The organism is Acidovorax sp. Root70 (assembly GCF_001428225.1).
In the GTDB taxonomy this organism is placed as follows: Bacteria; Pseudomonadota; Gammaproteobacteria; order Burkholderiales; family Burkholderiaceae_C; genus Acidovorax.
Genome location: NZ_LMHQ01000005.1, coordinates 29926 through 42282, shown reverse-complemented (window position 1 = coordinate 42282; position 12357 = coordinate 29926). Strand labels below are relative to the sequence as shown.

The 12357-nt window shown below is 63.4% G+C and carries 11 protein-coding genes and 1 riboswitch; of the genes, 5 read left to right on the top strand and 6 right to left on the bottom strand.

Going from position 1 to position 12357, the window contains the following annotated elements; all coding sequences use genetic code 11:
* Window positions 1-47 precede the first annotated feature (47 nt).
* The 5 genes from ASD94_RS03925 to ASD94_RS03905 all read left to right on the top strand — a co-directional run bounded on the left by ASD94_RS03925 (window position 48) and on the right by ASD94_RS03905 (window position 4732).
* Window positions 48-1061, top strand: coding sequence for a sugar ABC transporter substrate-binding protein (locus tag ASD94_RS03925; RefSeq protein ID WP_056638934.1), 1014 nt, complete (start codon window positions 48-50; stop codon window positions 1059-1061).
* Window positions 1062-1228: 167 nt separating this feature from the next.
* Window positions 1229-2188, top strand: a complete 960-nt coding sequence (locus ASD94_RS03920; RefSeq protein ID WP_056638933.1) for an ABC transporter permease — start codon at window positions 1229-1231, stop codon at window positions 2186-2188.
* A gap of 2 nt (window positions 2189-2190) precedes the next feature.
* A complete protein-coding gene (locus ASD94_RS03915) occupies window positions 2191-3009 on the top strand; it encodes an ATP-binding cassette domain-containing protein (protein ID WP_056638930.1) in 819 nt (272 codons plus the stop codon).
* Between the two features lie 15 nt (window positions 3010-3024).
* A complete protein-coding gene (locus tag ASD94_RS03910; RefSeq protein WP_056638928.1) occupies window positions 3025-3477 on the top strand; it encodes an RbsD/FucU family protein in 453 nt (150 codons plus the stop codon).
* Between the two features lie 13 nt (window positions 3478-3490).
* Complete coding sequence (locus ASD94_RS03905) at window positions 3491-4732, top strand: ROK family transcriptional regulator (protein WP_056638926.1); 1242 nt, start codon at window positions 3491-3493, stop codon at window positions 4730-4732.
* Window positions 4733-4912: 180 nt separating this feature from the next.
* Here the strand turns inward: ASD94_RS03905 and ASD94_RS03900 are convergent, their stop codons facing one another.
* From ASD94_RS03900 to ASD94_RS03875, 6 genes are all read right to left on the bottom strand, one after another.
* A complete protein-coding gene (locus ASD94_RS03900; RefSeq protein WP_056638923.1) occupies window positions 4913-5722 on the bottom strand; it encodes an HAD-IIB family hydrolase in 810 nt (269 codons plus the stop codon).
* 50 nt (window positions 5723-5772) lie between these two features.
* On the bottom strand, window positions 5773-7611 hold the full coding sequence (locus tag ASD94_RS03895; protein ID WP_056638920.1) for a beta-galactosidase: 1839 nt from the start codon (window positions 7609-7611) through the stop codon (window positions 5773-5775).
* An 80-nt stretch (window positions 7612-7691) separates the two neighbouring features.
* On the bottom strand, window positions 7692-8690 hold the full coding sequence (locus ASD94_RS03890; RefSeq protein WP_056638915.1) for a glycosyltransferase family 2 protein: 999 nt from the start codon (window positions 8688-8690) through the stop codon (window positions 7692-7694).
* Complete coding sequence (locus ASD94_RS03885; protein WP_056638912.1) at window positions 8687-9037, bottom strand: hypothetical protein; 351 nt, start codon at window positions 9035-9037, stop codon at window positions 8687-8689. The genes ASD94_RS03890 and ASD94_RS03885 overlap by 4 nt, the downstream gene beginning before the upstream one ends.
* Before the next feature lie 35 nt (window positions 9038-9072).
* Window positions 9073-10446, bottom strand: a complete 1374-nt coding sequence (locus tag ASD94_RS03880) for a hypothetical protein (protein ID WP_108624588.1) — start codon at window positions 10444-10446, stop codon at window positions 9073-9075.
* Between the two features lie 4 nt (window positions 10447-10450).
* Window positions 10451-12079 carry a peptide chain release factor 3 gene (locus ASD94_RS03875; RefSeq protein ID WP_056638905.1) on the bottom strand — a complete coding sequence of 543 codons (1629 nt, stop codon included), beginning with the start codon at window positions 12077-12079 and terminating at the stop codon, window positions 10451-10453.
* Between the two features lie 175 nt (window positions 12080-12254).
* Window positions 12255-12334: riboswitch (S-adenosyl-L-homocysteine riboswitch) on the top strand.
* The last annotated feature ends 23 nt before the right edge of the window (window positions 12335-12357 follow it).

The window sequence follows — 12357 nt, the reverse complement described above, 5'->3', positions numbered from 1 at the left end:
CACGGGGCCGACAGGAATCTGCCATCCCAAAACCCGGAGACAACGCCATGCAACGCACCCCCGCCTTCGCGCTTTCTGCCCTTGCCCTCACCGGCGCCCTGGCCTGTGGCCTGGCCCAGGCACAGACGTCCGAGCCCGTCATCGGCCTCATCACCAAGACCGAGACCAACCCTTTCTTCGTGAAGATGAAAGAGGGCGCCACGGCCGAGGCCAAGAAGCTGGGCGCCAAGCTGGTGTCGGCGGCAGGCAAGACCGATGGCGACAACGCGGGCCAGGTCACGGCCATGGAGAACCTGATCGCCGCAGGCGCCAAGACCATCCTCATCACCCCCAGCGACGCCAAGGCCATCGTGCCCGCCATCAAGAAGGCGCAGGCACGCGGCGTGATGGTGATTGCGCTCGACAGCCCCACCGAGCCCATGGATGCGACGGACGCGCTGTTTGCTACCGACAACTACAAGGCGGGCGAGCTGATCGGCCAGTACGCCAAGGCCGCTGCTGCGGGCAAGAAGCCGGTGATCGCCACGCTGGACCTGTTCCCCGGCCACCCCGTGGGTGCGCAGCGGCACAACGGCTTCTTGAAGGGCTTCGGCCTGCAGGCCAACGATGCCAAGAGCAACGAACTCTCGCGTCCCGCCGAGGTGGTGTGTATGGCCGACAGCTTTGGTGACCGCGCCAAGGGCCAGACCGGCATGGAAAACTGCCTGCAGAAGAACCCCGACATCAACATCGTCTACACCATCAACGAGCCCGCCGCCGCCGGTGCCTACAACGCGCTCAAGGCAGCAGGCAAGGAGAAGAACGTGCTCATCGTCTCGGTGGACGGCGGCTGCGCAGGCATTGCCGACGTGGGCAAGGGCGTGATCGCCGCCACCAGCCAGCAGTACCCGCTGCGCATGGCGGCCATGGGCGTGGCGGCTGGTGTGGAATACGCCAAGACCGGCAAGAAGGTCAGCGGCTACACCGACACCGGCGTGACGCTGATCGCTGCCAAGCCCATGGCGGGCGTGGACAGCAAGGATGTGAAGACCGGTACCGACCTGTGCTGGGGCGCCAAGTAAGAGCCGTTCGAAAAACTCTTCTGGCATCGTTGCTGCGTCTTGTCGTACTGCCGTACTGCTTGCGACGCAGCGCCTAGCCAGAACTGCTTCGCTGAGTTTTGCGATCGGCTCCCAACCGACAACTGCTTTTTCTGAGCGCCACCTTTGTCCACCCGCACGGAGCCGCCATGTCCTCGTCCGCTTCCAAACTACCGCCGCTGGCCACGCTGGGGCCGTTCATCGCGCTGATCCTGGCGTGCGCCTTTTTTGCCACGCAGAGCGAGCGTTTTCTGTCGGCGCAGAACTTCGCGCTCATCCTGCAGCAGGTCATGGTGGTGGCGGTCATCGCCATTGGCCAGACGCTGGTGATCCTCACGGCCGGCATTGATCTGTCGTGTGGCATGGTGATGGCGCTGGGCGGCATCGTCATGACCAAGATGGCGGCGGACTATGGCCTCTCGGCCCCGGTGGCGATTGCCTGCGGCATGGCGGTGACCATGCTGTTCGGCCTGATCAATGGCCTCTTGGTCACCAAGATCAAGCTGCCGCCTTTCATCGTGACCCTGGGCACGCTCAACATCGCGTTTGCCGCCACGCAGCTGTACTCGGGCGCGCAGACCATCACCGACATCCCTGCGGGCATGACCGCACTGGGCAACACCTTCCAGCTGGGCCAGACCGCCATCGTCTGGGGCGCGGTGCTCATGCTGGTGCTTTACCTCGTCACCTGGTTTGCGCTGCGCGAGACCGCACCGGGCCGCCACGTGTACGCCGTGGGCAACAGCCCCGAGGCAACGCGCCTCACCGGCATTGCCACCGACAAGGTGCTGCTGGGCGTGTATGTGCTGGCGGGTATGTTCTACGGCATTGCGTCGCTGCTGTCGGTGGCGCGCACCGGCGCGGGCGATCCGAACGCGGGCCAGACCGAAAACCTCGACGCCATCAGCGCCGTGGTGCTGGGCGGCACCAGCCTGTTTGGCGGGCGCGGCGTCATCCTGGGCACGCTGGTGGGGGCGCTCATCGTGGGTGTGTTCCGCAATGGGCTCACGCTGATGGGCGTGTCGTCGGTGTACCAGATCCTGGTGACCGGCATCCTCGTGATCCTGGCCGTGGCCACCGACCAACTCTCGCGCAAAGGAGTGCGTTGATCATGAGCACCTCCCCACACACAACGACCCAGGCAACGAATGCACCGCTGGTGATGCAGGCCAAGGGCCTGGTCAAGCGCTACGGGCAAGTCACCGCGCTCGACGGTGCCGACTTTGAACTGCGCGCTGGCGAGATCTTGGCGGTGATCGGCGACAACGGCGCGGGCAAATCGAGCCTGATCAAGGCGCTGTCAGGCGCCACGGTGCCCGACGAAGGCGAGATCCTGCTCGACGGCCAGCGCATCCAGTTCAAAAGCCCCATTGACGCACGCAAGGCCGGTATCGAAACCGTGTACCAGGACCTGGCCGTGGCCCCAGCCATGACGATTGCCGAAAACCTGTTCCTCGGACGCGAGCTGCGCCGCCCGGGACTTTTGGGCAGCGCGCTGCGCATGCTCGACAAGAAGAAGATGCTCGAAGAAAGCGTGGCCCGCATGGCCGAGCTGAAGGTGGGCATCCGCTCCATGACGCAGGCGGTGGAGACTCTATCGGGCGGCCAGCGCCAGTGCGTGGCCGTGGCGCGTGCGGCGGCGTTTGCACGGCATGTCGTCATCATGGACGAGCCCACCGCCGCCCTGGGCGTGAAGGAGGGCAACATGGTGCTGGAGCTGATCCGCCGCGTGCGCGACAAGGGCCTGCCCGTGATCCTCATCAGCCACAACATGCCCCATGTGTTCGAGATTGCCGACCGCATCCATATCGCCCGCCTGGGCAAGCGTGCGGCCGTGGTCAACCCCAAAAAGATCAGCATGAGCGACACCGTGGCCGTGATGACCGGGGCCAAGGCGGCCTCCGAGCTGCCCGCTGAATGCCTCGCTTGAAGACGACACGCTGCCATGCTGAAGAATATTGATCCCCTGCTGACCCCCGACCTGCTCAAGGTGCTGGCCGAGATGGGCCACGACGACGCCATCGTGCTGGTCGACGCCAACTTCACGGCCATGAGCCTGGGCGCAGGCAAGCCGGTGCTGCGCCTGCCTGGCATTGGCATGGCGCGCGCCGTGCAGGCCGTGGCCAGCGTGTTGCCCCTGGCGCAGGATGTGCCGCACCCCGTGGCTTACATGCAGGTGGGTGGCACGGAAGTGCCGTACCGCTCAGCCCTGCAGCGCGAAACCATGGACGTGTTGGCGCGCGAGGGCGTGGCCAGCACGCAGGCCGAGGGCGTGGAGCGTTTTGCGTTCTACGAGCGCGTCAAAAAAGCCTATGCCATCGTCGTCACCGGCGAGCTGCAGCCCTGGGGCAACTTCCTGCTGCGCAAGGGCGTCATCGGCGACACTCTGAACGCCTGACCGTTTCATCACCATGCTGGACACCGACGCTTCTCCCTCTGCTGTTGACAACGCTGCCGCCAGCCCCGCGCTGCTGCGCCAGCGCGGCTCCAACCACGTGGGGCTGCGCCAGTTCAATGAGCGTGTGGTGCTGCAGGCGCTGCGCACCCACGGCAGCCTGGCCAAGGCCGAGATGGCGCGCGTCACGGGCCTGACGGCCCAGACCATCGGCCTGATCACCGCGCGGCTCGATGAAGACCAGCTGCTGCGCCGCGAAGCCCCCGTGCGTGGGCGCGTGGGCCAGCCCTCGGTGCCCATTGGCCTGAACCCCGACGGCGCGTTTGCCATCGGCATCAAGATCGGCCGCCGCAGCGCCGACTGGCTGCTGGTGGACTTCACCGGCCATGTGCGCGAGCGCATCGTGCTCGACTACGCCTTCCCCGACATCGATGTGCTGCTGCCCGCGATCCGCACGCACCTCAACCAGCTGCTCGACGGCCTGGGCCTGCTGCGCTCGCGCGTGGTGGGCGTGGGTGTGGCCGCGCCATTCCAGCTGGGCGGCTGGCACCGCATGCTGGGGCTGACCGAGGCGCAGTCCGAAGCCTGGAACAACATTGACCTGGCCGAGCAAGTGCAGCAGATGACGGACCTGCCCGTGAGCTTTGCCAAGGACACCTCCGCCGCCTGCGTGGCCGAGCTGCTGCAGGGGCGCGGGCGCGACATCCCCAGCTTTCTGTACCTGTTCATGGACACCTTTGTGGGCGGTGGGCTGGTCATCAACTCGCACCTGCACCGGGGCCTGCACGGCAATGCGGGTGCGGTGGCCTCGCTGCCGCTGTCACCGGCCCAGCCGGGCCAGGCCCCCGCGCAGCTCATTAGCCAGGCATCTCTGTGGGAGCTGGAGCAGCGCTTTCGCGAGCATGGCCTGGACCCCATGGCCGCCTACGACAAGCGCGTGCTGCAGGCCCCGTGGCTGGAACACAGCCGGGGCTGGATCGCGCGCGCAGCGGCAGGCTTGGCGCATTGCATCGTCTCGGCCACCGCGTTTTTGGATCTGGACGCCGTGGTGGTTGATGGCGCCGCAGCCCCCGAACTGCTGCAGGCCTTGTGCGAAGGCGCGCGACACGCGCTGGCTGACTACAACTGGGAAGGCCTGCACCAGCCACCCCGGCTGGAGCTGGGCACCATGGGCTCGGACGCACGGGCTCTGGGTGGGGCGTTGCTACCGCTGCACGCGTGTTTTGCGCCGGATACGGACATCTTCCTCAAGGCCTGATGGTTTGCTATTGAAATAATAGCTATTGCGGCATGTTTCACAAGCGCATGCGAGCGTTTTCAATCAAAACGACTTCCTGGCAGCCGCGCGCACAGTGATCCGTCGTGGGGCGGCTGGCTTCATCGCGTCAATCAGCCAGGGGCGGTGGCGATCCCACCCTGCCGCTTGATTTGCTCGTCGTTAGCGTCCCGCCAGAATCGCCCGCGCCACTTCCGCAAACCCCGCGCCCCGCTCGCTTTGGGTTACATAACGCGGCAGGTGTGTGAGCTGCGGCACAAACCGCGCAATGTTGGCCACGCCCACGCTGTGGGTGAAGTGCTGGAACATCGCCTGGTCATTGCCCGAGTCGCCCACAAACACCCAGCGGTCCAGCTCCTGCGCCAGATCGCGACCCAGCAGCTCGCGCACGATCCAATTGGCGCCCTGCCATTTGTTGAAGTCCCCAAAGCAGCCGTGGATGTGGATGCTGCTTACCGTGGTCTGCATGCCTTCGCGCTGTAGCAGGGCCAGCACCCGCTGCACGGTCTCGGGCGCGTGCCGGTCGAACTCGGCATAGTCAAAGGCCAGGTCTGTTTCACGCCCGGCGCTGTCGCGGCTGAGAGCGACGCCTGGAACTTCGGCCGCCACCTGGGCAGCGATCTCGCGCATGCGAGCCTGATTGGAACTGCGCGTGGCGGCGTCCTGCTGGTAGCGCTTCACCAGCGTTGGTTGAGAGGCGGAGCCGCGGGTAAATGCCACAGCCCCGTTCTCCGCCACCATGGCGTCCACCGGCCAGGTTGAACCGGCAGGCCCGGCCATGAACGGTTCGCACCAGCCTATCGGCCGCCCGGTGATGGGGATAACCACCAGGCCCGCAGCCTTCAGGTCTGCCAGCGCCTGGAGTGCGTCGGACGTGATGGCGCCTTCGGTGGTGAGGGTGTCGTCGATGTCGGTGAGGATGCCTTGGAGCGGTGCCCGCGCCAAGGCGGGCCATTGGGTCAGCGGCTGCATGAAAGAGAACGAAGGTGTAGGGCGATCCAGTGCAAGGGCTTGGGCCGGAATCATTTCCTGGCGTATTCGGTAATGGCCTGGTAGAAGCGGTCGGACCCGTCCTTCGGGTTGTCGGGCCTCAGCTCCATGCGGTTCACGCCATGTTCGGCTCCGCCCTTGAAGCGATCGGGTATCACTGAGAAGTAATAGGGGCTGATGAAGCGGGCGCCCGCGTCATAGTGGGACTGCATGGCCGCCAGGTGCACGCCGTTCCCTTTCCATTGTTGCGGGTTGAATTCGGGCACGCCGTAATCGGTGACCTTGTTGCGTGTCATGAAATCGCGCAACCACGCGCTGTCGGTGGCGCCGCCGTACATGTTCAAGCCCTGTTTCCACGGCGCACTGCCGTTCAGTGTCTGTCCCGCGGCAAACAGCTGGGGGTTCCAGGAAGAGTTGACGTTGGGCACAATCTGATGGGAATAAAGCTTGTCTGCAGGCAGCCCGGCCTTGAGCGCCCACTGGTGGAAATCGCTCAGGAAGTCGTACACCTGCGATTCGCGGTAGCTGTTCCAGTCGCGCGCCACCGGGTTGTAGTACACATCCTGCAGGGGCTTGGGCAGGTCAAGCCACGAGCGCACGCCAGTAAGGGCTTTGGCATTCTTGAGGGACGGCAGTTCTGCCGTCCTGGTCGATACCACCCGCCCTTGGTCGCGGGGCACCACCACGAATTCCACCTCGGCTAGTTGGTAACGGCTGGTGCCGGATGTGGCGACGACCTGGGCACGGTGTCGGCCTGGAAGCAGGCCGCTGTAGTCGAAGTCATGGCGAAAGCCGGTATTCGGGCTGGCGATGGCGGTTTCGGCGCGGTACACGTCCAGCCGGTTCAGGCCGTAGGGAACAGGGCCGATAAGCCGGCCGTCGACGTACAGGTCCAGTTGTTGAATGGCCTTGTTGGGGTCCCAAAGCCAACCGGCAATAGGTAGCGTGCCGTCCGCGAATGCATCGTAATGCTCACCAAAGGAGGTGAGTTTTTCCTTGCGGATATTCTTTGAAGGCGCTTGGATGGCATCAAAGGACGCGTACGACAGCCCCGTCTGGGCGTTGAACCGTTCGATGGTCTGGTATCTGGCGCGCAGCCATTGGCGAAAGCCCGCCACCGAAGCGGGGCTGTAGTCCGTGACTTGGATGTCCTGGTAGGTACCCATGCCGCTCTCGAAATCAGGGAACATGTGGTGCAGTTCGCCCGCCAGGGTGTAGGCCACAACGCGGCTCTGTACTGCCTTGGGCAGTTTTCTGATGCGCTGCGCCACGTAGTGCAGGGCATCACGCCGGTATTTGTTGACGGGGATGGTCACATCCGTCGACAAGGTGTAGGGCATGATTCGGTAGCCGAAATAGTTCAGCTCGAGTGGTTTGCCGTCGCGCAACTGCATGAGGTTGCGGGGATCGCGCCGCAGTTCTTCGGTGATGGGGCCGATGGAGTCGAAGTGGTCGGCCGAGAAGTAGATGACCACCGGGCGCTGCACCTTGCTGATGACGCCCAGAAATTCATCCACACGCGCCGGATCAATGGCCCATCCCTTGGGGGTGGAACGGTACAGCCCCAGCAGTTGGAGTGTGGCGGTGTAACCCACCTGCACCGCGCCCTGGGGCCCGCCAGGCTCTAGCTTGTCCAGCAGCCGGGAAATGGCGGGAGCGCCGTCGAGCTTGCGTTCCCGGCAATAGGCGTAGGCTTCGTCGATGGAGCGCAGCTGAGGCTGCGCGACGGCTTCGTCGCAGAGAAACATGCCCTCGACGGTCGGTGCAATGACGAAGGGCGGGCGGGAGCCCTGCGCACTCGCGTTGAGGGCCATGGCAGCCATCAGCGCCAGACTGGCGCATCTCACGTTCTTGAACAGGAAGAGATGCATGAACGGCGCGTGGCGCAGGGATGATGGGAGGGGATTGTGCAACCCGTCGTCGCATGATCGACGCCGGTACGGCGGGGTTGTCAACGGGGGGGCGTGGAGACGTCTTCCAGCGACAGGCTCAATGGATCGGTCGGTAAGTTGCTCACGTCGTAGTGCAAAAAAGCAATCAGGCACTGTATGCCGATAAAAACGGGCAGTGCGGCAAGCATGACGGTGCCGCTGGTTGCTGGATGGCTGGTGCTGGCGCTGGCAATCCAATGCCATGCGCCAAAAGCAGAACCCGCCAGCACAAGCAGCGTTCCAAAGATGCTGTAAAGCGTGCCGACGTTGAAGTCCCGCACCAAGTAGCTATAGACATATCGTCGCCACAGCCGTGACGCATGTTTGCGCAAGAATTCGGGGAGAACCTTGCCAACCTGAAGATGAGACTGCTCGTCGGCATACACCGCGTCCATGGGCACGTCCTTGACCACGGCACGCACCGTGTTCAGGCGAAACAGCATGTCTGTTTCGAAGAAATAGCGCTGTTCCAGCTTGTCCAGTGGCAGCTCCGACAGCACGCAGGTGCGCGCGGCTGTGTATCCGTTGGTCGGATCCATGATGTTCCAGTAGCCGCAGCTGAGCTTGGTCAGAAAGGACAGCACCGCATTGCCGAACAGCCGCACCGGCGGCATACCTTGTATCGATTCTGGCCGGAAGAAACGGTTGCCCTTGGTGTAGTCGGCCTCTCCTCGCAGCAGTGGGCGCACGAAATGCGGCAGAAGCGCAGGGTTCATCTGGCCATCGCCGTCGATCTTCACCACGATGTCCATGCCATCAGCAATGGCTGCCTTGTAGGCGGTGACGATGGCTCCACCCACACCGCGGTTTTGCGGGTTGTAGAGCACACGTACCCGTGGATCGCGGTTGTGCTCTTCGATGAAGCGGCCGCTACCATCGGGGCAGGCGTCGTCCACAGCGTAGATGGCTTCCACCTCCGGGCCGATGGCGTTGATCACATCCAGTACGTGCTGGGTGACCTTGTAGCAGGGGATGGCGACCGCGATCTGTCCCGCCTGGGGTGTTATGAGCGGCATCATGCAGATTTCGCTGCGAGCGCCACGCCCAAGAGAATCAGTGCGCCGCCTGCCAGGGTCTGCAACGTGACGGCCTCACCTAACCACAAGCGCGCAAGCAGTGGCACGACTATAAAGGCCAGACCCATGAAAGGATAGGCCAGCGATAGCGGTGCAATGCGTAAGACCCAGACCCAGCCGAACGTTGTTAATGCATATAGAGCTAGGGCAACTAAGAGCCAGACATTCGACGCCCAGTCATACCAGCTAGGCGAAGCGGGGAGGCTCAAGGCGGCTTTTTTAAACAGCAATTGCCCCAACGATATACCGAGGACACAGGTGAGGGTCGCAAAAATAGTAGTGAGCTGCATTGTTGGGCAGCAAGCCAGCACGCTGCTGCCTTGCGCTAAGAGTCAGTATTTGAGCCTATCCCGAGAAACGCTGGAATCAGCACAAGCGGCATTGTAAAAAAAGGTAGCAAGTACCGATATTCCCCTGCAATCGAGAACAGCGTGATGGCGCCAAGCTGGATACCCATGGGGACGCCAACGAGCAATAGGGCGCGTTCACGCCGACGCCAGCCTGCAACCAGTGCCCACAGGGTCAGCGCTATGCCCACGAAAGGCGTCCACAAAAGCCACCTCCATTCGTAAGAGCACTCATATGCACGAAAAAGCCAAGTCTCGGCAGTCCCCCAGTCGTGCAGCCTGAAAAGGGACTTAGCTTTGAGTTGCGCCAGTACATGCACTGCATAGCTATGCGCAGGGAGGCCGCCTTGCGCAAAGGCCGACGTCAACATCACATTCAGCCGACTGCCCGCAAACCTTGGAATGTTGTGCCAAATGTTGTAGGTCAGGAACTGCCGGACCAGTGCCTTGCGGTCCTCCTTGGGCAGGCCCATCACGCGTGGACCCTGTGGGTTGAAAACGAGCGGGTCCCAATAGTCGGGGTCGTAGTACCGCACTACTTGGTCATAAATCCCTCGCCGTTGCAGCAGTTGTACCGTATCGGGGAGCACGCGGGGCTTGCTCGTCCAAAGATTCATGGGACGGGGTTGAAGGAAATTGGCTGTCTCGAAGATGGCCAATGGAAAGAGCACCCCGTGGCTGGGGATGTCGCGGCGCGTTTGGGTAGCCACAATGTTCAGGCCGATGGATGTCAGTAGGATGACTGCAATCCACACTCGGCTGCGTCGGTCGACCCACAGCAGTGCAATCGCTACCGGGGCCAAGAAGATGATGCCGTTGGGCCTTGCGAACGCGGCAAACGGCAGGGTGGCCGCGGTGACCAGCAGTCCTGCCGTGCTCATTCGGCCTGTCTTCACGGCCAGCCACAACTCGAACAGCAAGCCGGCGACTGCTATGGCGTAGTATCCGTCCGGGTACAGGGTGCCTGCGAAATACACCATATGCGGAGTGGCACAGACGAGTAACAGAAGCGCTACACAGCTCTTGCGTAAGCCCTGCTGCCAGTACCAAGCCAGAATCCGTGAAAACACAAGCACCGCCAGTCCCATCAGGATGGCAATCGGTACCTCAACCCGGCGCGTGCCTTCATAGCAAAGCCTTACAAACCAATACCACAGTGCTGGTTTGCCGGAATGCTGGTTCGCTGGATGTTCGATCTCGAGCAGGACAGCAAGGCTGTCTTCGCCGAGCACTCCAGGCCAGAATGCCAGTAGCCAGCTGCCATATATTAACGCCAGCATGCTGGCGAACGAGACGAATGGTCGCCAAGGGAAGGGCAATTGCGAGCCCCAGGTTGTGTTATCGCCGCTCATTGGCTCAATTGGCATTGCCGAGCGCCAACCCCGCATGCTCCCGCAGCGGATGGAAATGGATCTTGGGAAACCGCTCCTGCGCCAGCCGCACGTCATACGGTGACGTGCACAGATACGCCAGCGTGTCCGCCGCATCGTGCGCCAGGCGCAGCGGGTAGGCGTCGGTGAAGGCGCGCAGGTCGGCAGCGTTGTCCGCAGTGATCCAGCGCGCGCCGGTGTACTGGCAGCCTTCCAGGCGCACGTCGGCGTCGTACTCGGCCTTCAGGCGGTGCTGTACCACTTCAAACTGCAGCTGGCCCACGGCGCCCAGCAGCATATTGCCGCCGGCATCGGGCTTGAAGACCTGGATCGCGCCTTCCTCGCCCAGCTGGGCCAGGCCCTGCTGGAGCTGCTTGGTGCGCAGCGGGTTCTTGAGAACCACGGTCATGAACATTTCGGGCGCGAAGAAGGGCAGGCCGGTGAACTGCAGGCTGGCGCCGTCGGTGATGGTGTCGCCCAGCTGCACACCGCCGTGGGTGGTAAAGCCGATGATGTCGCCCGCGTAGGCTTCTTCGACCGCCTCGCGGCGCTGGGACATGAAGGTGACGACCGAGGTGGGGCGCAGCTCCTTGGCGGTGCGTTGCACCTTGAGTTTCATCCCCGGCATGTACTTGCCCGAAGCCACGCGCACGAAGGCGATGCGGTCGCGGTGGTTGGCGTCCATGTTGGCCTGCACCTTGAACACCACGCCGGAGAAACCTTCGTCCTCGGGCTGGATGGTCTTGACCACGGGCTGCTTGTTCACTTCCAGCGTGCTCACGCGCGGGCCGGGCGGCGGGGCCATGTCCACCAGGGCGTCCAGCACTTCCATCACCCCGAAGTTGTTCACGCCGGAGCCGAAAAACACGGGGGTTAGCTTGCCAGCCAGGAAGGCCTCGTGGTCCCAGGCGGGGGAGGCGCCGGTGGCCAGCTCCATGCTGTCCATGGCTGCGTCGAACTCGGCGCCGAAGCGCGCGCGCAGTGTGTCTACGTCAGACAGCGGGATGGCCTCGAAGTCCTGCGGGCGGCGCTCGCTGCCGGACTCGAACACCGTCATGGTCTTGGTGCGCAGGTTGATGATGCCGCCGAAGCTCTTGCCCTGGCCCACGGGCCAGGTCATGGGGCAGCAGGGCATGCCCAGCTCGCGCTCGACCTCGTCCATGATGTCCAGCGGGTCGCGCACTTCGCGGTCCATCTTGTTGACGAAGGTGATGATGGGTGTATCGCGCTGGCGGCAGACCTCGATCAGGCGGCGCGTCTGCGCTTCCACGCCATTGGCCGCGTCGATCACCATCAGGGCGGAATCGACGGCGGTGAGCACGCGGTAGGTGTCTTCCGAGAAGTCCTTGTGGCCGGGTGTGTCGAGCAGGTTGATCACGTGGTCACGGTACAGCATCTGCATGACCGAACTGGCGACCGAGATGCCGCGCTGCTTTTCGATTTCCATCCAGTCGGACGTGGCATGGCGGCTGGCCTTGCGGCCCTTGACGGCGCCGGCGATCTGGATGGCGCCCGAGAACAGCAGCAGCTTTTCCGTCAGCGTCGTTTTACCGGCGTCGGGGTGGGAAATGATGGCAAAGGTGCGGCGGCGCCGGGTTTCTGGGGCGTAGGACACAGGGGTTCCTGAATGGGATGGGGCGGGGCAGCGTGCCCTGCACAAGAATCTTCGGGCCGGGGCCTGCGGGAGGCCGCTAGATCGGCAGTCGCGGGATTTTACTGTTCCGTATAAGGTCGGGGATAGATTCCCCCGGTGGCGTAGCGTCGGGCGAGCACTTGCTTTTATAATCCACCGATCCGAGGAGCGTTGCAGCGTCCCCAGCAAAGGCGGGGCGTGAGGCTCGGAGTCATCTAGCAACGACGCTCATCCACTTCGCGTGCGATGAGTCGTATCGA